The following is a 22,510-nucleotide window of genomic DNA, read 5'->3' on the forward strand; positions in this document are numbered from 1 at the left end:
GCCGTGCAGCACGATCCCGACTACCCCGTCTACCGCGGGGACCTCGAGCACCCGGGCGTCCGCCCCGGCTTCCAGCTGCACGCGCCGCGCCGCCTCCTGAGCGGCTTCATGGACAGGCTCTACTTCTTCTTCGCCGGGGTCGCCTCGGTCTGGCTGGCCGTCGTCGCGCTCCTGGAGGCCGTGACGCACAGCTGGTGGTCGGCCCTGCTGATCCTGGTGTTCTGGGGGCTGCTCGCCTACCTGACGCTCCCCCGCCTGCACCGCATCCTCACCGCGATCTACGTCCCGGACTACTTCATCGGCCGGACGCAGACCAGCGACGGCCTGCTCGGCGACCCCATCAACCTGGCGGTGCGCGGGGACTCCAACGACGTCCACGCCGCGATGAGCCGCGCCGGCTGGACCCTGGCCGAGGACGTCACGCTGGCCAGCTCCTGGCGCATCGTGGTCTCGACGCTGCGCCGCTCCTCCTACCCCAAGGCGCCGGTGAGCCCCCTGCTGCTGTTCGGACGCAAGCAGGACTTCGCGTACCAGCAGGAGGTCGGGGGCAATCCCGGCAAGCGGCACCACGTGCGGTTCTGGAAGACGCCGGAGGGCTGGGTCCTGCCCGGCGGGATCGCCGTGGACTGGGTCGCGGCGGGGACCTACGACCGCTCGGTCGGCGTCTCCCTGTTCACCCTCCAGGTCACCCACAAGATCGACGCGGACACCGACCACGAGCGGGACTACATCGTGGAGACCGTGACCTACGGCAACCCCGAGGCCGAGGTGCGGATGGTCGAGGACTTCTCCACCGGCTACCACTCGCGCAACGGCGGGGGCGACTCGATCAGGACCGACGGCGACCTGCCGATCCTCGAGCTGCACGACGTCGTCGAGCGGCTGCCCGAGATCCCGGACAGCCATCCGCGCTCGAGGTACTCGTACCACCGGCATCCGGCGGAGCTGGCCGAGAAGGCGCCGCTGAACCTGTGGATCGCCGGCGCGCTGGTCTCCTTCGTCGCGCTGCTGCAGATGGGGCGCGGGATCCACCGCCTCTTCGAGCCCGGCTACATCGAGCAGCTCGCGGCCGAGGGCGGCCCGGGGCCGGTGGACGGCGTCTCCGCGGAGCTGGTGGGGACCCTGCTGTGGGCCTCCACCGGCCTGCTCGTGGTGCTGGCGCTCTTCCAGGTCTACCTCGCCGTGAACGTGGTGCGCGGGCACCAGCGCGCCCGCAAGACCGTGCTCGCGCTGCTGTGCCTGACCTTCGTCGCCAACGCCGTCGGGATCCTCACCGGGACCGTGGACAGCTCGGTCATCTACGCCGTGTACGTGCTGATGGGCAGCCAGGTCGCGGCGATGCTGACGTTCACCTCGGACTCCGCGGTCAACTACACCGTGGCCTCGACCCAGGCGCGCAGGCGCCGACGCCGGCTGCGCAGACGAGGACGGCGGGGGCGCGATGACGCCCCCGCCGCGGAGTCCGCCAGCCCCGCCCCCTCGCCGGAGGCGGACCGGCCCTCCCTCTGATGCGCTCCCGGCGCTCTGCCCCGGGGCGCCCTTCGCGTCCTAGTCGAACTGCGGCCCGCGGGTGCGGGAGCGCTTGAGCTCGAAGAAGCCCTCGTAGGAGGCCAGGGCCAGGGCGCCGTCCCAGACGCGGCCGGCCTCCTCGCCCTTGGGCGCCGGGGACATCACGGGGCCGAAGAACGCGGTGCCCTCGATCGCGATGATCGGGACGCCGACGTCGTCGCCCACCAGGTCCAGGCCGCGCTGGTTCGAGGCGCGCAGGGCCTCGTCGTAGTCCGTCTTCCCGGCGTACTCGACCAGGTCCTCGGGCAGGCCGGCCTCGCGCAGGCCGCGGAGGATCGCCTCGCGGTAGCGCACCGCGTCGTCCTCCTCTCCGGTCCCCTCCGGGTGGATGGCCGTGCCGACGGCGTCGTAGAAGGGCTTGACGCTCTCCTGGCCGTGCAGCTCCCGCACCGCCATCGCGACGCGGGCGGGGCCCCAGGAGGCGGCGATGTGCTCGCGATAGCCCTCCTCGAGGTCGTTGCCCTCGTTGAGGATGCCGAGGCTGAACGGGTGCCAGGTCACCTCGACGTCGCGGATGCCCTCGATCTCGGTCATCCAGCGCGAGGTCATCCAGGCCCATGGGCAGATCGGGTCGAACCAGTAGTCGACGTGCTGGGTCATCGCAGCTCTCCTTCGTGGGTCATGATGCGTCCTTTCGGGCTTCCTCCAGGTCGTCCTTGGTGACGATCTGCGGGTCCTCGGTTCCCTCCACCGCGGCGGCGGTGATCACCACCCCGGCGACGTCCTCGCGCGAGGGGATCTCGAACATCATGGGCTGCAGCAGCTCCTCCATGATGGCGCGCAGGCCGCGGGCGCCGGTGCCGCGCGCGATCGCCAGCTCGGCGATCGCCTCGATCGCGCCGGAGACGAACGTCAGCTCGACGTCGTCCAGGGCGAACATCCGCTTGTACTGCTTCACCAGCGCGTTGCGCGGCTCGGTCAGCACCCGGGCGAGGTTCTCCGTGTCCAGGCCGCTGAGGCTGGTCAGGACCGGGAGACGGCCGATGAACTCCGGGATCAGGCCGAACTTGAGCAGGTCCTCCGGCAGCAGCTTCTGCAGGATGTCCACCTCCTTGGCGGACTCCTGGATGGGCGCGCCGAAGCCGATGCCCTTCTTGCCGACGCGGGCCCCCACGATCTCCTCGAGGCCGGCGAAGGCGCCGGCGACGATGAACAGCACGTTGCTGGTGTCGATCTGCAGGAAGTCCTGCTGGGGGTGCTTGCGCCCACCCTGCGGCGGGACCGCCGCGACCGTGCCCTCGAGGATCTTCAGCAGTGCCTGCTGCACGCCCTCGCCGGAGACGTCGCGGGTGATGGAGGGGTTCTCCGACTTGCGCGAGATCTTGTCGATCTCGTCGATGTAGATGATGCCGGTCTCGGCCTTCTTGACGTCGTAGTCGGCGGCCTGGATCAGCTTGAGCAGGATGTTCTCGACGTCCTCGCCCACATAGCCGGCCTCCGTCAGGCTCGTCGCGTCGGCGACGGCGAAGGGGACGTTGAGCTTCTTCGCCAGCGTCTGGGCCAGGTAGGTCTTGCCCGAGCCGGTGGGGCCGACCATCAGGATGTTGGACTTCGCCAGGTCCACCTCCTCGCCGGAGGTCGCCATCAGCGCCTGCCCGCTGGTGGGCTGCTCGGAGTCGCGCGCCTGGATGCGCTTGTAGTGGTTGTACACCGCGACCGACAGCGCCCGCTTGGCGGGCTCCTGGCCGATCACGTACTCCTGCAGGAAGTCGAAGATCTCGCGGGGGCGCGGCAGCTCCATCGAGGCGATCTCCGCGACCTCGGTCAGCTCCTCCTCGATGATCTCGTTGCACAGCTCGATGCACTCGTCGCAGATGTACACACCGGGACCGGCGATGAGCTTGCGCACCTGCTTCTGCGTCTTCCCGCAGAAGGAACACTTGAGCAGGTCGGCGCTTTCACCGATTCTGGACATGACTGATCCTCATTTCTGAAGAGCCCCCGGAAGGTGGGTGAGGTGAGGAGGCGGCTCCCCGCCGCCTGGCGTGCAGTGGACTCACGGTCCCTAGGCTACCCCGTACCCGGCGGGAGGACTCACCGTGTGACACCCTTCGACGACGTCGGCCCCCAGATGACGTCGCACGACGGCCGGAGGCGGCCGGACCGGGGCCCGGCCGCCTCCGTGGCCTGCCCGGGACTAGTCCTGGGTGTTGATCGCCGGCTTGTTGATCTTGCGCGACTCGAGCACCTGGTCGATGAGGCCGTAGCTCTTGGACTCCTGCGCGGTCAGGATCTTGTCGCGCTCGATGTCCTTGTTGACCTCGGCGCTGGTCTTGCCGGAGTGCAGCGCGAGGGTGTCCTCGAGCCAGGTCCGCATGCGCATGACCTCGTTGGCGTGGATCTCGATGTCCGAGGCCTGGCCGCCCTGCTGGCCGGCCAGCGCCGGCTGGTGGATCAGCACGCGTGTGTTCGGCAGCGCGAGGCGCTTGCCCGGCGTGCCGGCCGCGAGCAGCACGGCCGCAGCGGAGGCCGCCTGGCCCAGGCAGACGGTCTGGATCTCGGGGCGGATGTACTGCATCGTGTCGTAGATCGCCGTCATCGCGGTGAAGGAGCCGCCGGGCGAGTTGATGTAGAGGGTGATGTCCCGGTCCGGGTCCTGCGACTCGAGCACGAGCAGCTGGGCCATGATGTCGTCGGCCGAGGCGTCGTCGACCTGCACGCCGAGGAAGATGATGCGGTCCTCGAAGAGCTTGGCGTAGGGGTCCTGGCGCTTGTAGCCGTAGGGGGTGCGCTCCTCGAAGTTGGGGAGGATGTAGCGCGAGCTCGGCATCGTCAGGCCGGATGCCTGACCGGACGGGGTCTGAGGGGTCTGGAAGTTCATGGGTCCTCGGTTCTCCTGAAGAAGTCTGGTTCGAGCGATGGGCGGGACGGGGCCTAGGCGTCGTCCTTGAGGGTGCCGCCGCCGCCGGAGACCGAGCCGGCGCTCTGGGCGATGTGGTCGAAGAAGCCGTACTCGAGGCCCTCCTCCGCGGTGAACCAGTTGTCGCGGTCGTTGTCCCGGAGGATCTGCTCGACCGACTTGCCGGTCTGCTCGGCGGTGAGCTCGGAGAGGCGGCGCTTCATGGACAGGATCAGCTCGGCCTGCGTGCGGATGTCCGAGGCGGTGCCGCCGATGCCGCCCGAGGGCTGGTGCATCAGGATGCGCGCGTTGGGGGTCGCGTACCGCTTCCCCGGCGTGCCCGAGGAGAGCAGGAACTGGCCCATCGAGGCGGCCATGCCGGTCGCGATGGTGACGACGTCGTTGGGGATCAGCTGCATGGTGTCGTAGATCGCCATGCCTGCCGTGATCGAGCCGCCCGGGGAGTTGATGTAGAGGTAGATGTCCGCCTTGGGGTCCTCGGCGGAGAGCAGCAGCATCTGCGAGCAGATCAGGTTGGCGTTGTCGTCCCGGACGTCCGAGCCGAGCCAGATGATCCGCTCCTTGAGGAGGAGGTTGTAGACGTGCTCGTCCTGGCCGTTGGACTGCTGGCTCATCGCAGGGGTGTTCGCACTGCCTGCGCCGTAGGGAAGCTGGGGTGCCATGTGATGTCCTCTTTCACTGTCATCAGGTGGGCCTGTGGCGCCTTCGAGCGCCCGCGGTCCGCTGTTGTCTGTGTACGAGACTAGTAGGCGCTCCCGCCCGCGTCCGGCCTCTGGGGCGGTAGTTCGCTGTTGGCGTGCCGCGCTCGCCCACAGCGAGCGGGCGGCGGGGCGAGGGCGGGCCCGCTCCTGCCCTCGCCGGCCCCTGGACGCGACGACGCCGCGCCCCGCCTCCTCCCGCGCGAGGGGCGGGGGAAGGCGGTGCGCGGCGTCGTCGGCCGCCGGAGCGGCCCGGGCGTGCCGGAGGGAGAGGTTACTTCTCCTCGGCCTCGGCGGGCTCCTGCTCGGCCTCGGCCTCGGCGGCGGCCTCCTCGCCGGCGGGGCTGATCACGGAGGAGAGGTCCACGGTCTCGCCGTTGGCATCCACGACCTCGGCCTGCTCGAGCACCTTGGCCAGAGCCTTGGAGCGGCGCACCTCGCCGACCATCATGCCGGCCTGGCCGGAGGAGTCGAGCATCTGCGCGAACTGGTTGGGGTCCATGCCGTACTGCGAGGACATCGAGATGATGTACTCGATGAGCTCGGACTGCTCGACGCCGAGCTCCTCCTTCTCGGCGATGGCGTCGAGGATGACCTCGTTCTTGAAGGCGCGCGCGGTGTTCTCGCGCACCTCGGAGCGGTGCTCCTCGGAGTCGTGGTCGGCCTCGGCGTTGGGGTTCTCGAAGTGCTGCTGCACCTGGTCCTCGACGACCTTCTCCGGCACGGGGACCTCGATCATCTCGACCAGCTGGTCCAGGACCTTGTCCCGGGCGGCGTTGCCCTGCTCGGCGAGCTTGGACTGCGAGGCCTGCTTCTTGAGGTCCTCCTTCAGCTCCTCGATCGTGTCGAACTCGGAGGCCAGCTGGGCGAAGTCGTCGTCGGCCTCGGGCAGCTCGCGCTCCTTGACCGCGGTGACCTTGACCTTGACGACGGCGTCCTCACCCGAGTGCTCGCCGCCGGAGAGCTTGCTCTCGAAGGTGGCGTCCTCGCCGGCGGACAGGCCGGTGATGGCCTCGTCCAGGCCCTCGAGCATGGTGCCGGCGCCGACCTGGTAGGACAGGTCGTTCGCGGCGTCGACCTCCTCGCCGTCGATCGAGGCCTGGAGGTCCAGGGTCACGAAGTCGTCCTCGGCTGCCGGGCGCTCGATGGTCTTGAGGGTGCCGAAGCGGCCGCGGAGGTCGTCCAGGGCCTTCTGCTCGTCCTCGGCGGTGACCTCGGCGGCGTCGATCTCGACCTTGAGGCCCGCGTAGTCGGGCAGCTCGACCTCGGGGCGGACGGTGACCTCGATGGACACCGAGATGTCGGCCTCGCGGTTCTCGGCGTCCGGCTTGGCCAGGACCTCGACCTCGGGCTGGGCCAGCGGGGTCAGCTCGTTCTCGGTCAGCGCCTGCTGGTAGTAGCCGTTGAGGCCGTCGTTCAGGGCGTTCTCGACGACGAAGTCGAAGCCGACGCGCTGGTCGATCAGCGAGGCGGGCACCTTGCCCTTGCGGAAGCCGGGGAGCTGGATCTGGTTGGCCAGGTCCTTGTAGGTCTTGTTGAGATGCGGCTTGAATTCCTCGAAGGGGACGTCGACCTGGATCTTGGCCAGGGTGGGGTTCAGTTTCTCGACGTTGGTCTTCACTTCCGTGGATCTCCTACAGCTCGGTTGGTGCCCCGCGGTTGCACGGCACATGGTCAACATTCAGTGGGTCAAATGCCGCAGCGCACGACGTCGCGTGAAGACGCCACGCCCTCGGGCGGCGGATCTGCCGTTCGAACGTCGGGGCGACAGGACTCGAACCTGCGATCTCCTGCTCCCAAAGCAGGCGCGCTAGCCACTGCGCTACGCCCCGTGAAGGCAAACGCCAGTTTAGCGGCTCGCATTCCTTTTGCGAACTCCGGCGGCACGGACACGGGCTCCCCGGGGCGATTTGACGATGCGCGGCGGGGTGGGGTTATATGAATGAGTCCCGCTAGGGGCGTGCATCGACGTGCACCTGCGGGGATGTAGCTCAATGGTAGAGCCTCAGTCTTCCAAACTGATTACGCGGGTTCGATTCCCGTCATCCCCTCCGCGAGAGCCGAAGCGCCCGGGCGGCCTATGATCAGGCCGCCCGGGCGCTTTCGCGTGCAGGACCGGTCCTCAGGTCCGCCTGCGGTCCCGGGGCCCCCGTACGGCGGGATGGCCCGGGCCGCTGCGTCCACCGGGACGAGCCGTCCGCCGACCCGAGCAGCCCGTCGAGCCCTCAGCCCACCGGCGCGCCGCCCTCCCCCGCCTGGCACACGGTGCACCAGTAGAGCTTGCGTCCGCCCATGTCCTCGACGACGATCGCGTCCCGCCCGCAGACCCGGCAGTCCCGCCCCTGGCGCAGGTAGACGTAGTTGGCGTGCTCCCGCCAGGCCCGCTGGGCGGGGATGCCCGGGCGGTGCTCCGGGGCCGTGGTGACGATCCGCCCCAGCTCCATGCCGATGCCCATCAGCGTCACGTTGTCCCGCCACAGCAGGCGCAGCGTCTCCGCCGGCACCCGGCGGGCCGGGACGTGGGGGTTCGCCCCGGCCCGGAACAGGCTCTCGGCCCGGAAGATGTTGCCGATGCCGGCGATCGCCTTCTGGTCCATGAGCACGGCCCCGATGGGCCGGGAGGTGCGGGAGCAGGCGTCGTAGAACGGCTCCGGGTCGGCCTCGGGGTCCAGCGGGTCCGGTCCGAGCTGGGCGCGCAGGGCCGCGACGCCGGCCGGCTCCAGGACGCGGCAGGTCGTCGCCCCCACCAGGTCGGCGTAGCCGTGCCGGGAGGCCAGCCGCACCCGCGTCGTCGGGCGCGGGGCCGGCGGCTCGAGGTACGCCCGGGCCTCGGCCTCCCCGCCGTCGACCTCCTGCTCGCCGATCCGCCGGGGCGCGCCGATCGAGGAGGCGGCGACGAACTGCTCGTCCCCGCCGAAGGTCCAGGCGCCATACATGCCCAAGTGCACGTTCAGCGTCAGCCGGTTCCCGAACTCGAGGAAGAAGTGCTTGCCGTGCGCGTAGGAGCGCTCGACCTGCTGGCCGTCGAGCAGGGCGGCGCCCTGGCCGAAGCGGCCCTGCGGGCTGCTCACCGCCAGCTCCTCGCCCACGAAGCTCTCGCGGAAGGTGGTGGCGACGCGGTGGATCGAGTGGCCCTCGGGCATCCCTAGGCCCCCGGCCGCGCCGCGGCGGTCACCGGGCCTCCGTGCCCAGCCGGTGCCCGTGGATCCGGCCGGTGGCCTCGAACTCCTCCATCTGGCCGATGCGGCGCACGTGTCGCTCCTCCCCCGGGAACTCGGTGCTCAGGAAGATCTTGATGATCTCCAGCGCCTCCTCCCGGCTGTGCTGGCGGCCGCCGACCGCCACGACCTGCGCGTTGTTGTGCTCGCGCGCCAGGGCCGCGGTCTCGGCGTTCCAGGCCAGCGCCGCGCGGATCCCGTGGACCTTGTTGGCGGCCATCTGCTCGCCGTTGCCGGAGCCGCCCAGCACGATGCCCAGGGAGTCCTGGCCGCCCTCCCGGTCCTCGCGCACGGCCAGCGCGGCGTCGATGCAGAAGGCGGGGTAGTCGTCGAGCGGGTCGTAGTCCTGCGGTCCGTGGTCGACCATCTCGTAGCCCGCCTCGGTCAGCGATGCGATGAGGTACCGGCTGATCTCTAGTCCCGCGTGGTCCGTCGCGATGTGGATGCGCACGTTTCGTCCCGTTCCGTGATGTGTTGTCGGTGGCTGCTCGGGGGCCCGGCCTGTTCTCTGCCAGCGGTACCGGGACGCCCAGGGCCAACAGTACCGGCTTGCGTGTAATAACCTGATCCCAACGACCTGAACTTCCTTTCCGAAAGGTGTCGACATGCCAGGACTGAATCTGACGCGCCAGGAGGCCGAGGAGCGGGCCGCCGTCGTCACGCGCGTGGAATCCTACAGCGTGACGGTGGACCTGACCGTCTCCGAGCGGGTCTTCCCCTCGACCACCACCGTGGTCTTCGACGCCGTCGCCGGCTCCTCGACCTTCATCGACGCGATCACCGACCGGGTCCGCAGCGTCACGCTGAACGGCCGCGAGCTGGATCCGGCGGAGGTCTCCGACGGCGTGCGGATCCAGCTGCCGGACCTGGCCGAGCGCAACGAGCTCACCGTGGTGGCCGACGCGCTGTACACCAACACCGGCGAGGGCCTGCACCGCTTCGTGGACCCCGTGGACCAGGAGGTCTACCTCTACTCCCAGTTCGAGGTGCCCGACTCCCGCCGCGTGTTCGCGGTCTTCGAGCAGCCCGACCTCAAGGCGGAGTTCTCCTTCACCGTGAGGGCCCCGGAGCAGTGGACGGTGGTCTCCAACCAGCCGGTCGCCTCGACCGAGGCCGGGGAGGGCGGCTCCGTCTGGACCTTCGAGACGACCCCGCGCATCTCCTCCTATATCACCGCGCTGGTGGCCGGGCCGTACGACGTCGTGACCGACGAGCTGACCTCCTCCGACGGCCGGAGGATCCCGCTGGCCGTCTACGCCCGCCGCTCGCTGATGGGCTACCTGGACCACGCCGAGGTCTTCGAGCTGACCAAGCAGGGCTTCGAGTTCTACGAGGCGCAGTTCGGCGTCGCCTACCCCTTCGAGAAGTACGACCAGCTCTTCGTGCCCGAGTTCAACGCCGGTGCCATGGAGAACGCCGGCTGCGTGACGATCGTGGAGGACTACATCTTCCGGTCCAAGACCACCGAGGCGATGATCGAGCGCCGCGCGATCACCGTGCTGCACGAGCTGGCGCACATGTGGTTCGGCGACCTGGTGACCATGAAGTGGTGGAACGACCTCTGGCTCAACGAGTCCTTCGCGGAGTTCATGTCCCACCTCGCGGCGGTCGCCAACACCCGCTTCGACCACGCCTGGACCACCTTCTCCGCGATGGAGAAGACCTGGGCCTACCGGCAGGACCAGCTCCCCTCGACCCACCCGATCATGGCCCCGATCCGGGACCTGCACGACGTCCAGGTCAACTTCGACGGCATCACCTACGCCAAGGGCGCCTCGGTGCTGCGGCAGCTGGTCGCCTGGGTCGGCCAGGAGCAGTTCATGCGGGCGCTGACCGCCTACTTCGGGAAGCACTCGTGGGGCAACGCGACGCTGAAGGACCTCATGGTCGAGCTCGAGGCCACCTCCGGCCGCGAGCTGGCCTCGTGGTCCGAGGCCTGGCTGGAGACCGCCGGCGTCAACACCCTCACCCCCGCCGTGGAGACCGACGAGCAGGGGGCGATCCAGCGGATCGAGGTCATCCAGACCGCTCCCAACGACCACCCGACGCTGCGCCCGCACCGGATGACCGCCGGCTTCTACGACCTGCGGGACGGGGCGCTGGTGCGCACCCACCGCGTGGAGTTCGACGTCGACGGCGAGCGGACCGAGGTGCCCGACGTCGCCGGCCGCCCCCGCCCGGACCTGGTCCTGCTCAACGACGAGGACCTCGCCTACGCCAAGGTGCGCCTGGACGAGCGGTCCTTCGACGTCGCCGTGGAGCACCTGCGGGACTTCGAGGAGTCGTTGCCGCGCGCCGTGGTGTGGGGCGCGGCGTGGAACGGGACCCGCGACGGCCAGGTCCCCGCGCGCCACTTCGTGGACCTGGTGCTGAACAACATCGACGCCGAGACCGACTCGACGACGATCCTGACCCAGCTGCGCAACCTCGCGACCACGCTCAAGCTCTACGTCCGCCCGGACGCCCAGCAGGACACCCGGGAGAAGGCGGCGGAGCGGCTCTGGGAGATCTCCCGGGGCGCCGAGGCCGGCTCGGACCGTCAGCTGCAGTTCGTCCAGGCCTTCGCGCAGCACGCCGCGACCGAGGAGCACCTCGACGCCCTCGAGGCGCTGCTGGGCGGCGAGACCTCGCTTCAGGGCCTGGAGATCGACCAGGACCTCGAGTGGAAGCTGCTCATCGCCCTGGTCGCCGCGGGTCGCCGCGGGGCCGAGGACATCGACGCCGCCGCCGCGCGGGACAACACCTCCACCGGCGCCCAGCGCGCCGCGCAGGCCCGCGCCTCGATCCCCACGCTCGAGGCCAAGGAGGAGGTCTGGGCGCAGGTCGTGGAGCGCCACGAGCTGCCCAACGTCATCCAGCGCTCGGCGATCGCGGGCTTCAACAACACCAGCAGGAACTCCCTGCTGCGCCCGTTCATCACCCGGTACTTCGAGTCCATCGAGGGCGTGTGGGGGGAGCTCTCCCATGAGATCTCGCAGCAGATCATCGGCGGGCTCTTCCCGCAGGTCGTGGACCGGGACGTGCTGGAGGCCTCGGAGCAGTTCCTCACCGGCCTGGACGATAGCAAGGCATCGCTGCGGCGTCAGGTGATGGAGGGCCGCGACGGCATCGAGCGGGCCCTGCGGGTCCAGGCGGCGGACGAGACCGGCGAGATGTGACCGGCTGGGGGCCGGGCGCGACGTCGTCAGGCCCCGCGCGAGGCCGGGTGTGCCGTAGGATGTGGGGCCTATGGAACACCCGGCCTCTTCGCGTCCCTCCCCCAGCCTGTACGAGCAGATCGGCGGCCACGCCGCGTTCCACCGGCTGACCACCGAGTTCTACGGCCGCGTGGCCGCCGACCCCGAGTTCGCGGCGATGTACCCGGAGGAGGACCTTGAGCCCGCGCGCGTGCGCCTGGAGATGTTCCTCGAGCAGTACTTCGGCGGCCCCACGACCTACGGCGAGCAGCGGGGGCACCCCCGCCTGCGGATGCGGCACGCGCCCTTCAGGATCGACGCCGCGGCCCGCCAGAAGTGGCTGCGCTGCATGCGCGAGTCGCTGGACGTCCTCGAGCTGCCCCCGATGCTGGACGGGCTGATGTGGGACTACTTCGAGCGCGCCGCGCGGGCGATGACCAACACGCCCGGCTGAGCGGCTTCCGCTCGCGCCTCATCCGCCCGAGAAGCGCCCATCCGCGCGCCGCTGGATGGATCCGCGCCGCTTCTCAGAGCGCCGCTGGGCTGCGGGCCAGGATGTGGCCGTTGCGGTTGCTGAGCCGGCTCCAGGGGCCGCTGGTGAACAGCGTGAAGCCCAGGGCGTCGTCGTTGAAGCCCAGCACCGTGGCGCCGAAGGCGGCGCCGGTGACGAACCCGCGCTCGTCGAGGGTCCCCCAGATGCGCGAGCGCACCGTGCTGAGCACGGCGGCCCCGGGGTTGGCAGGCAGCGCGGCCTCCACGGCGCTCATGCCCTCACGGGAGGCGGCGTCGATCTCCTCGGCGCCCACCGCCCCGGCCCGCTGCCATCCGGAGGCGGGCGGGACGACGCCGGCCCACGCCGCCCGCACCTCGACGGGCGGCAGCGCGATCTCCCCCTCGGTCTTCTCCTGCCGCGCCAGCCGGTCCAGCATCGCCGAGGCCTGCACCGTGAGGTCCACCTCGGCGGGCCCGGCCAGGTGCAGGGCCCGCATGCCCAGCACGGTGGGGACCCGCTCCAGCAGCGTCTCTCCGCTCATCACCGGGACCCATGCGGCCAGCACGGCGCCGCGGGCCTGCAGCCGCACGGCGGCGTCGTCGTCGATGGACCGGGCCCGGGAGAGCAGGGTGGCGAGGTCCTTCGACTGGGCGGGGTCGGCGAGGGTGATCGATGCGTCGGGCACGGGGCAACCGTTCTGCGGTGGGGTACGGGAGGTCTCCCCCATTATGCGCCCGACGCCGGTGCGGGCGGCCACCGTATTGCGGGGCGTGAACACGCCGCGGCGGCCGGCAGGACCGGACGCGCGGCGATACAGTGGTGACCGTGAACACTTTCGACGACCATCGCACGCCAGAAGGCGACTTCGACCCCACGGACGCCCTGCTCAGCATGCTGGATCTGGAGCCCTCCGAGCCCCTGCGGACCACGGAGGACATCTTCGTCGGCCGCACGGTGGGCCCGGAGACCCGCAGGATCTTCGGCGGCCAGGTGCTGGGGCAGTCGGTGATCGCGGCCGCGCGGACGGTCGGCGAGGATCGCGCCGTCCACTCCCTGCACGGGTACTTCCTGCGGCCGGGCGACGTGACGCGGCCGATCACCTTCGGCGTCGAGCGCATGCGCGACGGCGGCTCCTTCTCGGCGCGCCGGGTGCACGCCTACCAGGAGGGGAAGGTGATCCTCTCCTGCATCGCCTCCTTCCAGTCGGAGGAGGAGGGCCTGGAGCACCAGGAGCGGATGCCCGAGGGCATCCCGGACCCGGAGAGCCTGCCCAGCGCGGCCGATCTCTGGGGGCACATCGACCATCCCCTGGCCCAGCGGGTGGTGCGCGGCCGGCCCTTCGACCTGCGCTACGTGACCGAGCCGATCTACCTGCGGCCCTCCGCCGAGCGCTCGGCGGAGAACGCCGTGTGGTTCAAGACCTACTCCAGCCTGCCCGACGACCCGCGGATCCACCGCGCGGCGATCGCGTACGCCTCCGACTACACGCCGCTGGACCCGATCCTGCGCCGGCACGGCCGCTCGTGGGCGGAGATCGGGATGAGCATGGCCTCCCTGGACCACGCGATCTGGTGGCACCGGCCGGCGCGCGCCGACGAGTGGCTGCTCTACGTCCAGAGCTCGCCCACCGCCTCCGGCGCGCGCGGCCTGGCCGGCGGGCGCATCTTCGACAGGGAGGGGAGGCTGGTCGCCAGCACCGCCCAGGAGGGCCTGGTGCGGCTTCCGAAGCCGACGACGCCGGAGGAGGGGCGCAAGGGCGCCTGAGGGGCCTCCGGAGGCTTCCCAAGGGTGCTTCAGTGGAGGGGTCAAGGTCCTCTCCAGGAGGTTGCGATCGGGGTTCCCGCCGCGCGCCGAGGACGAGCCGTCCTACAGGTCGTCGAGGGGCGGGGGCCTCTCTCCCACGGGGAAGCTCCCCCAGATGCGCGAAGGCCCCGGCTCGGTAGAGAGCCGGGGCCTTCGCCCTGCGGGCCCGCGAGCTCGCTGGCCGCCCTTGATGGGCCGGTCGGCGGCGTCGCGGGCCCCGGGCGGTCCGGTGGGAGCCGGGCCGCCCGCTGGAGGCGACTAGTCGCGGGTCAGGCGGCGGTGGGTGAAGCGGTGCGGTCGCGCCGCCTCGGGGCCGAGCCGCTCGACCTTGTTCTCCTCGTAGGCCTCGAAGTTCCCCTCGAACCAGTACCAGTTGTCCGGCTTCTCCTCGGTGCCCTCCCAGGCGAGGATGTGGGTCGCGACCCGGTCGAGGAACCACCGGTCGTGGGAGACGACCACGGCACAGCCGGGGAACTCCAGCAGCGCGTTCTCGAGCGAGCTCAGGGTCTCGACGTCGAGGTCGTTGGTCGGCTCGTCCAGCAGCAGCAGGTTGCCGCCCTGCTTGAGGGTCAGCGCGAGGTTCAGGCGGTTGCGCTCGCCGCCGGAGAGCACGCCGGCCTTCTTCTGCTGGTCCGGGCCCTTGAACCCGAACGCCGAGACGTAGGCGCGCGAGGGCATCTCGACCTGGCCGACCTGGATGAAGTCGAGCCCGTCCGAGACGACCTCCCACAGCGACTTCTCGGGGTCGATGCTGGAGCGGTTCTGGTCCACGTAGGAGATCTTGACCGACTCGCCGACCTTGAGCTCGCCGGCGTCGAGCGGCTCCAGCCCCACGATGGTCTTGAACAGGGTGGTCTTGCCGACGCCGTTGGGACCGATCACGCCGACGATGCCGTTGCGCGGCAGCGAGAAGGAGAGGTCGTCGATGAGGCTGCGCCCCTCGAAGCCCTTCTGCAGGTGCTCCGCCTCGATGACCTGCTGGCCCAGCCGCGGTCCCGGCGGGATCTGGATCTCCTCGAAGTCCAGCTTCCGGGTCTTCTCCGCCTCGGCGGCCATCTCCTCGTAACGGTTCAGACGGGCCTTGGACTTGGTCTGGCGGCCCTTGGCGTTGGAGCGGACCCACTCGAGCTCGTCCTTCAGGCGCCGGGAGAGCTTGGCGTCCTTCTTGCCCTGCACCTCCATGCGCTTCTGCTTGGTCTCGAGGTAGGTGGAGTAGTTGCCCTCGTAGCCGTGCAGGCGGCCGCGCTCGACCTCGCAGATCCATTCGGCGACGTGGTCCAGGAAGTACCGGTCGTGGGTGACGGCCAGCACGGCGCCGGGGTAGCTGGCGAGGTGCTGCTCGAGCCACAGCACGGACTCGGCGTCGAGGTGATTGGTGGGCTCGTCGAGCAGCAGCAGGTCCGGCTTCTGCAGCAGGAGCTTGCACAGCGCGACGCGGCGGCGCTCACCGCCGGAGAGGACCTTGACGTCGGCGTCGCCCGGGGGGCAGCGCAGGGCGTCCATCGCCTGGGCCAGCTGGCTGTCCAGGTCCCACGCGTTGGCGGCGTCGATGTCGGTCTGGAGCGTGCCCATCTCCTCCATCAGCGCGTCGAAGTCCGCGTCGGGGTCGGCCATCTCGGCCGAGATCTCATTGTACCGGTCGAGCTTGGACTTGATCTCGCCCACGCCCTCCTCGACGTTGCCCAGGACGGTCTTGTCCTCGTTCAGCGGCGGCTCCTGCAGCAGGATGCCGACCGAGTAGCCGGGGCTCAGCCGCGCCTCGCCGTTGGAGGGCGTGTCGAGCCCGGCCATGATCTTCAGGATCGTGGATTTGCCGGCGCCGTTGGGGCCGACGACGCCGATCTTGGCGCCGGGGTAGAACGACATCGTCACGTCATCGAGGATGACCTTGTCGCCCACCTTCTTGCGAGCTTTAGACATCGTGTAGATAAATTCAGCCATGCGTTCCAGGCTACTATGCGCCGGCGCCCGCGGTCAGGCGGTCGGGGCGGCCCGGCCCGCGTCGCCGTCCCGCCCGGAGCGAGAGTGTGGTCCGCGTCACCGTCTTGTCCGGGGCGAGAGCGTAGTATGCGTCACTGTCACGTCCGGCGCGATGGCATGGCCCGCGTCACCACCTCGCCCGATGCCGCGGAGTGATCCGCTTCTCACCCTCCCCGGGGCGGTCCGTAGAGTGTCTGGCAGGCGGTTCCCGGAAGGGCGCCCGGCCGGCCCGAGCGCCTCGCCTCGGCCCCCGCGGGGAAGAATCCGGCCCCAAAGCCCCGCACGGGGTCGCCGGCGAGCGCGGTCTCCGCCCGGCGTCATCGGGAAGGGCCCGACGACGCCGGGAGAGCCCCGCGCCAGGACCGGGTGGGCGCTTTCCGGGAACCGCTTCCACCTCGCTGCCCGGGGACTACTGTGTTCTCATGAGAGGCATATCACAGAGCAGGAGCCGGCGGCGGGGCGAGGAGCGGCACGTGGACCGCGTCGTCGCCTTCGGGGACGCCGTGGTGGCGATCGCCATCACGCTGGTGGTCCTGCCCCTGGTGGACCGGGCGACCGAGGCGCGCAGCGCCGGCGAGTACTTCTCCTCCGGGTGGCTGGACCTGGTCTCGGCGGGCCTGAGCTTCGCGGTGATCGCCGTCTTCTGGAGGGCCCACCACTGGCTGTTCGCCGACGCCCTCGGGTACACCTCCGCCGTGCTGCACCTCGAGGTGCTGTGGCTCGCCTCGATCGTGTTCCTGCCCGTAGCGACCGTCCTGGACTTCACCGGAGACGGCGGCGACCCGCTCGCCCTCGGGGTCTACATCGGCACCATGCTGGTCGGCTCGGTCGCGCTGCGCCTGGAGCGGGTCGTCCTGGAGCGCGCGGGGCTCATCCGGGAGGGGGCGCGCCTGCCGGCGCTCGAGTTGTGGACGGGGGCAGCGCTGCTTCTGCTCGCCCTGGTGCTCGCGGTGGCCCTCCCCGGCGTCGGGGCCTACTGGCTGCTGCTGCTCTTCCTGGAGGGGCCGGTCATCGCGCTCATCCGCCGCGGGGGCCGGGCGGATGCGGGGCGGGAGAGCGGGTCCGGCGCCTCCTCAGGTTAGGCGCCGCCCACCGCCCAGGGGACGAGGGTGAAGGCGAGCACCATGATCAGGCAGAAGCCGAGCGCGTTCATCCACAGTCCGGTCTTCACCATCTGGCGGATGCTCACCGCGCCCGAGCCGAAGGCGATCGCGTTGGGCGCCGTCGCCACCGGCAGCATGAAGGCGCACTGGCACGCCTGGGTGACCAGGATCGCGAGCAGGACCGGGTCGTATCCCATCCCGCTCGCCACCCCGGCGACGATGGGGACGAAGGTCGCGATAGTCGCCATCGAGCTGGTGATCTCGGTCAGCGCGAGCACGGCCAGGAGGATGACCGCGAGCACGAGCCAGAACGGCAGCCCGCCGAGCCCCGAGAACGACTCCCCGACCCAGTCGGAGAGGCCGGTGGCCGTGACCTGGCTGGAGAGCGCGAGACCGCCGCCGAAGAGGATGAGCGTGCCCCACGGGATCTCCCGCGCGGTGCCCCAGTCCATGAGCATCACGCCCTCGGCCGCCCGGGCGGGGATCAGGAAGGCGGCGAGCCCCGCGATCATCGCGATCACGGCGTCGGTGGCCCAGGGGTCGTCGAAGACCAGCGGCACGAGGATCCACGAGAGCGCGGCGCCGAGGCAGACCAGCGAGATGAGCTTCTCCCCCGCGGACATCCTGCCGAGCTTGGACAGCTCGTCCAGGAAGAGCTGGCGGCCGCCGGGCAGCTCGTCGATCTCGGGCCGCCAGATGACCTTGGCGATCAGGAACCAGCCGCCGAGGAGGAAGACCGCTGTGAAGGGGATGCCGAAGGCCATCCACTGCAGGAAGGTGACGGTGTATCCGAGGTTCTCGCTGATGAAGCCGACGACGAAGACGTTGCCCGGCGTCGCGATGATGGTCCCGAAGGCGGAGATCGTGGCCGAGTAGGCGATCCCGAGCATCAGGCCGACGCCGAAGCGGGACCTGCGCGCGACGCCGTCCTGGTCCTCGATCAGCCCCACCAGGGAGAGCCCCAGCGGGATCATCATCAGCGCCGTTGCGGTGTTGGAGACCCACATGCCCAGCGCGGCGGTGGCGATCATCATGCCCAGGATCATCCGCGTCGGCCGGGTCCCGACGGCGAGCACCACCAGCAGCGCGATCCGCCGGTGGAGGTTCCAGCGCTGGATCCCCAGGGCCAGGAGGAAGCCGCCCAGGAAGAGGAAGATGATCTGGCTCGCGTAGGAGGGCGCGAGCTCGTCCATCGTGGTGACCCCGAAGGCGGGGAAGAGCACGAGCGGCAGGAGCGCCGTGACCGGCAGGGGCGCGGCCTCCGTGATCCACCAGACGCCCATCAGCACCACGACGCCGGCCGTCACCCGGGCCTCGTGGGAGACGTCCTGCGGCATGGCCAGCCCGGCAGTCACCGCGAGCAGCGCGCCGAGCAGGAGGCCGGCGTACCGGATGTTCCGCGTGCGGGGAGCGAGCCCCTCGGCGAGGTCTCCCGCCGAGGCCTCGGATGCCTCGGCGGTCTTGGTCATGGTCACGCTCAGGGGCATGCGCCGCTCCTCTGCGGTGGTGGGTCCGACGGCGCCTCCCCCGGATGGACTGTGCCGACCGGGCGCGGAGACGCCGCGCGCCCCCTCCACGCGAGGCGCCGGGGGTGCGGATGATCCCGCCGAACGATACCAAAGGGCCCGATGCCGGGCATCGCCGCCCCCGACGATATCGGAACGTGGGACGGCGCCCCTCGGCGGGGCTACGGTGGAGGCGTGCCTCCGGTCGGGCCGGGCTCATACCCGGGTCCGCCTCCGGGCCTGGGCCTGGGCCTGGAAGCGAGGCTGATCCCGATCCCGATCCCGATCCCGATCCCGAGGCCAGGTTCCCCCGTCCCCGTCATCCAGGAGTGAGCGTGTCGAAGAAGAAGTCCGCGGCGCACGGCGCCTCCACCCCCGCCGTCGCCCAGGCGCAGCGAGCCGGGGTGGAGCACCGCATCCACTCCTACGAGCACGAGGACTCGGCCGCGTTCGGCGCCGAAGCCGCCCGGAAGCTCGGCGTCGAGGCCGGCCGGGTCTTCAAGACGCTCATGATCTCCGGGCACGGGAGCTACGCGCTCGCCGTCGTCCCTGTCCCCTCCCAGCTGGACCTCAAGCGGGCCGCGGCGGCGATGGGGTGGAAGACGGCCTCGATGGCCGACCCCCGGGACGCGGAGCGGCGGAGCGGATACGTGCTGGGCGGCATCTCCCCCCTGGGCCAGAAGACCCCCGTGCCGCTCCTGCTCGATGACTCGGCCGCCGCCTACGAGACCGTGATGGTCTCGGGCGGCCGGCGCGGCCTGGAGATCGAGCTCGCGCCGGCCGACCTGCTGCGGCTGACCCGCGGCGAGTACGCGGCCCTGGCCAAGGAGTGATCCGAGCGGCTCCGCCGCCGCCTTGATGCCCAGGCCGGAAGGACGCCCGGACCGGGGCGGCTGGGGTGCTCGGGACGCCGGTCAGGCGTCACCAGGCGTTGTAGCCGCCGTCCACCAGGTGGTAGCTGCCGGTGATGAAGCTCGCCTGGTCGCTGAGGAGGAAGCAGGTCAGCGCGGCGACCTCCTCGGGGGTGCCGAGGCGGTTCATGGCGTGCTTGGCCGCCAGCGCGTTGTACCGGTCCTCCTCCATGTTCTCCAGCAGCGGCGTGCTGACGTAGCCGGGCCCCACGGCGTTGACGCGCAGCCCCTCGGGGCCGTACTCGACGCCGGCGTTCTTGGTCAGCCCGACGACGGCGTGCTTGGTGGCCGCGTACGCCGCGGCGCCCGGCACCGCGGTCTGCCCGTGGATCGAGGACATGTTCACGATCGCCGACTCCTTCGGGTGCTTGAGCATCTCCGGGATCTGGTGGCGCATCCCGTACAGCACGCCGTTGAGGTTGATGTCGACGACGCGGTCCCAGTCCCCGACATCGAGCTCGCCGACCCGGCCGGTCTTGGGCGTGATGCCGGCGTTGTTCACCGCGTAGTTCAGCCCGCCGAAGGTCTCGACGGCGTGCCGCACCGCGGCCTCGTGCTCCTCCGGCTTGGTGGTGTCCAGGCGGTAGGCGCTCGCGACGCCGCCGGAGGCCTCGATCTCCTCGGCGACGCCCTGTGCCGCCTCCAGGTTGATGTCGGTCACCAGGACCTTCGCGCCGCGGCGCGCGATCTCCTTGACGATGGCCGCCCCGAGGCCCGATCCGGCGCCCGTGACCAGTGCTGCGCGATCCGTGAATTCCATGTCCTTCTCCTTCGTGGACGACGTCTCGAAAACCGTGAGCGGTCGCGGCGCGCTGCCGACCCCGAGGGATCCGGCCGCCGGACCGCTCATTCCTCACCCTACGCTCGGACACCGAGGCGGGAACCGTCTGGTTCCTCACCTGTGGAGGAGGTTCGGCGCGATACAGTGCCATCCATGGACATCCCCGCTTCCTCCCGCCGACCCTCTCCCCTGGGCGGCCGCAGGCCCGCCAAGGACGAGCTCGCCCGCTTCGCCACCGACGCCCCGGACGTCATGGACGACGTCATGCCCGGCCCCGGCACGCCCCTCCGCCTGCTCATGGTGGGCGTCAACCCCGGGCTGTGGACGGCGGCCGTGAATGCCCCCTTCGCCCGGCCGGGGAACCGCTTCTGGCCCTCCCTGCACCGCGCCGGCCTGACCGACCACGTCGTCGACGCGTCCACCGGCCTCTCCGACGAGGACGAGGCGCAGCTGACCGGCCGGGGCATCGGGCTGACCAACCTGGTGGGCCGGGCCACGGTCCGCGCCGACGAGCTCACCCGCGAGGAGCTGCGGGCCGGCGGCGAGCGCGTCGTGGAGATGGCCGAGCGGCTGCGCCCCGGCGTCGTCGCGGTCGCGGGGATCACTGCCTTCCGCACCGCCTTCTCCCTGCCCAAGGCGTCGCTGGGCCGGCAGGACACGGCGTCGGTCGAGGGATGGCCGGCCGACGTGCCGCTGTGGGTGGTCCCGCAGCCCAGCGGCCTGAACGCGCACGAGAACATCGACACGCTCGCCGAGAAGTGGCGCGCGGTCTGGGAGGCGGTCGAGGAGGGGGATCGCCGCTAGGACTCGGGGACGGCGCCTCGGCATCGAGCGGTCGCGGTCTCCGAGACCGGGACGGCCCGTCCGCTCACTCCCCGGCGGGGTCGAGCTGGGCCCGGGCGGCGGCCAGGTGCTCCGGCTCCCCGGTGGTCAGGGCGTACTCCGCGTAGTTGAGCGGCCCGGCGGCCTGCAGGGCCTCACAGCGCTCGACGAGGCGCCGGGGCAGCCGGCCGGCGGCCTCCTCGTAGGCGGCCGTGGCCGTGCGGAAGGTCTCCGGCGTCGAGAGCATGTGATGGTACATGAAGTCCAGCGCCGGGTCGCCCACGCCCGCCGTGGTCCAGTCCAGCACCGAGAGGATGCCGCCGTCCGGCGCCAGGAGCAGGTGGGCGGGGTACAGCTCGCCGTGGGTGAGGGCGGTGTACTCGGGCCACAGGCCGTCGTCGGTGAGCCAGGCCCTCCAGCGGCCGAGCAGCGCGGCGTCGATCGGGAAGGCCTCGGAGACCCGCTCGAGGCGCTCTGCCCACTCCCGGCGGACCGCCTCGGCGGACTGGACCGGGACGCCCGCCTCCTGCGCCCGCGCCGCGTCGATGCCGTGGAGCTCCGCGACCAGGCGCCCGAGCGAGCGCGCGTAGTCCGGGTCCTCGCGGTCGAAGTGCCACACCGGCTGGCCGTCCGCGTCGAGGGTGAGTCCCGGCTCGCCGGGGAGGCTCGGGTAGGCGATCAGGTCGCGGCCGCGGATGCGCCAGTCCGGGACGGCGGCGCTGAGCCTGCTTCTGACCAGGCGGAGGATGCGCTCCTCCCCGGCGATCTTCTCCGAGACGTCGGCCCGGCGGGGGATGCGCAGCACCCACTCCTGCCCGTCCTCGGCGGTCGCGAAGGCGACCCGGTAGTCGAGGCCGGCCTCGACGAACCGCAGGCTGCCGGGGTCGATGCTCAGGCCGTGGCGGGCGGCGAGCGCCGCGGTCTCGGCGCTTCGGTCGGATGCGTCGGGAGTCGTCATGCCCGCCATTCTCCCCTATCGGGGCGGTCGGGTGCTGGACCCCTCAGGCCCAGCGGGGCTTGGGAGGCTCCCAGTCCCGCAGCCGGGCGAGGAGGTCCTCCGGGCCGTCCACGGAGATCAGGCTCCGGCGGGCGGCGTCGGCGAGGAAGCCCTGCGAGCGCATCTCGTCGAGGAGCTCCTCGAGCCGGCGCCAGAAGCCGTCGGGCGAGTAGAGCGCGACCGGCTTGCGGTGCAGGCCCAGCATCTGCGCCGTCCAGACCTCGAAGAACTCCTCCAGGGTCCCGGCGCCGCCGGGCAGCGCGACCATCGCGTCGGCGAGCTCGGCCATGCGGGCCTTGCGCGGCCCCATCCCGGAGACCACCTCCAGCTCGGTCAGCCCCGGATGCGCGATCTCCGCGTCCACGAGGCTCTGGGGGATGACGCCGTAGACCTCGCCGCCGGCCTCCAGGGCGGCGTCGGCGAGGACTCCCATGAGCCCCCGCGCTCCCCCGCCGTAGACGATCGCATGGCCCTCCGCCGCGAGGGCGGCGCCCAGCCCGCGCGTGGCCTGGACCCACCGCGCGTCGTTGCCTTCTGATGCTCCCGTGTATATAGCTATGCGCACCGTTCGATGCTCTCATGCCGCCGCGGGAT

20 protein-coding genes and 2 tRNA genes are annotated in these 22,510 nt (G+C 71.0%); 8 read left to right on the forward strand and 14 right to left on the reverse strand.

The features are described 5' to 3' along the window. Positions 1 to 3 precede the first annotated feature (3 nt). A complete protein-coding gene (locus EWV39_RS08185; protein ID WP_129658504.1) occupies positions 4 to 1,509 on the forward strand; it encodes an LssY C-terminal domain-containing protein in 1,506 nt (501 codons plus the stop codon). A gap of 39 nt (positions 1,510 to 1,548) precedes the next feature. Here EWV39_RS08185 and EWV39_RS08190 read toward each other — a convergent pair whose 3' ends face one another. The 6 genes from EWV39_RS08190 to EWV39_RS08215 form a co-directional block, all read right to left on the reverse strand. Continuing rightward, entirely contained in the window at positions 1,549 to 2,169 is a 621-nt protein-coding gene (locus EWV39_RS08190) for a mycothiol-dependent nitroreductase Rv2466c family protein (protein ID WP_129658506.1), read from the reverse strand. A 19-nt stretch (positions 2,170 to 2,188) separates the two neighbouring features. Then, the gene (clpX, locus tag EWV39_RS08195) at positions 2,189 to 3,484 is read right to left on the reverse strand and encodes an ATP-dependent Clp protease ATP-binding subunit ClpX (RefSeq protein WP_129658508.1); all 1,296 of its coding nucleotides are present in this window, start codon (positions 3,482 to 3,484) and stop codon (positions 2,189 to 2,191) included. Positions 3,485 to 3,706: 222 nt separating this feature from the next. Continuing rightward, positions 3,707 to 4,390 (reverse strand): ATP-dependent Clp protease proteolytic subunit, encoded by a 684-nt coding sequence (locus EWV39_RS08200; RefSeq protein ID WP_129658510.1) that lies wholly within the window; start codon positions 4,388 to 4,390, stop codon positions 3,707 to 3,709. 53 nt (positions 4,391 to 4,443) lie between these two features. Then, on the reverse strand, positions 4,444 to 5,043 hold the full coding sequence (locus EWV39_RS08205) for an ATP-dependent Clp protease proteolytic subunit (RefSeq protein ID WP_165313266.1): 600 nt from the start codon (positions 5,041 to 5,043) through the stop codon (positions 4,444 to 4,446). A 358-nt stretch (positions 5,044 to 5,401) separates the two neighbouring features. Beyond that, positions 5,402 to 6,748 carry a trigger factor gene (gene tig, locus EWV39_RS08210; RefSeq protein WP_129658514.1) on the reverse strand — a complete coding sequence of 449 codons (1,347 nt, stop codon included), beginning with the start codon at positions 6,746 to 6,748 and terminating at the stop codon, positions 5,402 to 5,404. Between the two features lie 138 nt (positions 6,749 to 6,886). Then, positions 6,887 to 6,959, reverse strand: a tRNA-Pro gene (locus tag EWV39_RS08215). A 148-nt stretch (positions 6,960 to 7,107) separates the two neighbouring features. On the opposite strand from EWV39_RS08215, the gene EWV39_RS08220 reads away from it, so the two are divergent. Then, positions 7,108 to 7,178: transfer RNA gene (locus EWV39_RS08220), tRNA-Gly, on the forward strand. Positions 7,179 to 7,352: 174 nt separating this feature from the next. Here EWV39_RS08220 and EWV39_RS08225 read toward each other — a convergent pair. Both EWV39_RS08225 and EWV39_RS08230 read right to left on the reverse strand, forming a co-directional pair. Next, on the reverse strand, positions 7,353 to 8,270 hold the full coding sequence (locus EWV39_RS08225) for an Fpg/Nei family DNA glycosylase (RefSeq protein WP_129658516.1): 918 nt from the start codon (positions 8,268 to 8,270) through the stop codon (positions 7,353 to 7,355). A 28-nt stretch (positions 8,271 to 8,298) separates the two neighbouring features. Next, complete coding sequence (locus EWV39_RS08230) at positions 8,299 to 8,796, reverse strand: ribose-5-phosphate isomerase (RefSeq protein ID WP_129658518.1); 498 nt, start codon at positions 8,794 to 8,796, stop codon at positions 8,299 to 8,301. 154 nt (positions 8,797 to 8,950) lie between these two features. Between EWV39_RS08230 and pepN the strand changes: the two genes are divergently transcribed. Continuing rightward, a complete protein-coding gene (gene pepN, locus EWV39_RS08235; protein WP_129658519.1) occupies positions 8,951 to 11,503 on the forward strand; it encodes an aminopeptidase N in 2,553 nt (850 codons plus the stop codon). A gap of 70 nt (positions 11,504 to 11,573) precedes the next feature. After that, complete coding sequence (locus EWV39_RS08240; protein WP_129658521.1) at positions 11,574 to 11,975, forward strand: globin; 402 nt, start codon at positions 11,574 to 11,576, stop codon at positions 11,973 to 11,975. Positions 11,976 to 12,048: 73 nt separating this feature from the next. Here the strand turns inward: EWV39_RS08240 and EWV39_RS08245 are convergent, their stop codons facing one another. Next, entirely contained in the window at positions 12,049 to 12,699 is a 651-nt protein-coding gene (locus EWV39_RS08245) for a DUF8010 domain-containing protein (protein ID WP_129658523.1), read from the reverse strand. Positions 12,700 to 12,905: 206 nt separating this feature from the next. Between EWV39_RS08245 and EWV39_RS08250 the strand changes: the two genes are divergently transcribed. Beyond that, positions 12,906 to 13,778, forward strand: coding sequence for an acyl-CoA thioesterase (locus EWV39_RS08250; protein ID WP_129659239.1), 873 nt, complete (start codon positions 12,906 to 12,908; stop codon positions 13,776 to 13,778). A 297-nt stretch (positions 13,779 to 14,075) separates the two neighbouring features. Here the strand turns inward: EWV39_RS08250 and ettA are convergent, their stop codons facing one another. Next, positions 14,076 to 15,758: an energy-dependent translational throttle protein EttA gene (gene ettA / locus EWV39_RS08255; RefSeq protein WP_129658525.1), complete on the reverse strand. Its 1,683-nt coding sequence runs from the start codon at positions 15,756 to 15,758 to the stop codon at positions 14,076 to 14,078. Positions 15,759 to 16,270: 512 nt separating this feature from the next. Here ettA and EWV39_RS08260 point away from each other — a divergent pair. Beyond that, positions 16,271 to 16,879: a TMEM175 family protein gene (locus EWV39_RS08260; RefSeq protein ID WP_238148184.1), complete on the forward strand. Its 609-nt coding sequence runs from the start codon at positions 16,271 to 16,273 to the stop codon at positions 16,877 to 16,879. On the opposite strand, the gene EWV39_RS08265 is transcribed toward EWV39_RS08260, so the two are convergent. Beyond that, the gene (locus EWV39_RS08265; RefSeq protein ID WP_129658529.1) at positions 16,876 to 18,387 is read right to left on the reverse strand and encodes an SLC13 family permease; all 1,512 of its coding nucleotides are present in this window, start codon (positions 18,385 to 18,387) and stop codon (positions 16,876 to 16,878) included. The two genes, EWV39_RS08260 and EWV39_RS08265, sit on opposite strands and share 4 nt — an antisense overlap. 353 nt (positions 18,388 to 18,740) lie before the next feature. Between EWV39_RS08265 and ybaK the strand changes: the two genes are divergently transcribed. Beyond that, positions 18,741 to 19,238: a Cys-tRNA(Pro) deacylase gene (gene ybaK / locus EWV39_RS08270; RefSeq protein WP_129658531.1), complete on the forward strand. Its 498-nt coding sequence runs from the start codon at positions 18,741 to 18,743 to the stop codon at positions 19,236 to 19,238. 88 nt (positions 19,239 to 19,326) lie between these two features. Here the strand turns inward: ybaK and EWV39_RS08275 are convergent, their stop codons facing one another. Continuing rightward, positions 19,327 to 20,076 (reverse strand): SDR family NAD(P)-dependent oxidoreductase, encoded by a 750-nt coding sequence (locus EWV39_RS08275; protein WP_129658533.1) that lies wholly within the window; start codon positions 20,074 to 20,076, stop codon positions 19,327 to 19,329. A gap of 174 nt (positions 20,077 to 20,250) precedes the next feature. Between EWV39_RS08275 and EWV39_RS08280 the strand changes: the two genes are divergently transcribed. After that, positions 20,251 to 20,901, forward strand: coding sequence for a mismatch-specific DNA-glycosylase (locus EWV39_RS08280; protein ID WP_129658535.1), 651 nt, complete (start codon positions 20,251 to 20,253; stop codon positions 20,899 to 20,901). Between the two features lie 64 nt (positions 20,902 to 20,965). On the opposite strand, the gene EWV39_RS08285 is transcribed toward EWV39_RS08280, so the two are convergent. Together EWV39_RS08285 and EWV39_RS08290 are read right to left on the reverse strand one after the other, a co-directional pair. After that, positions 20,966 to 21,877, reverse strand: a complete 912-nt coding sequence (locus tag EWV39_RS08285) for a macrolide 2'-phosphotransferase (protein ID WP_129658537.1) — start codon at positions 21,875 to 21,877, stop codon at positions 20,966 to 20,968. A gap of 43 nt (positions 21,878 to 21,920) precedes the next feature. Further along, positions 21,921 to 22,481, reverse strand: a complete 561-nt coding sequence (locus EWV39_RS08290; protein WP_129658539.1) for an LOG family protein — start codon at positions 22,479 to 22,481, stop codon at positions 21,921 to 21,923. Positions 22,482 to 22,510: the final 29 nt, after the last annotated feature.

Origin of the sequence: Rothia halotolerans (genome assembly GCF_004136635.1) — a bacterium.
Lineage (GTDB): Bacteria > Actinomycetota > Actinomycetes > Actinomycetales > Micrococcaceae > Rothia > Rothia halotolerans.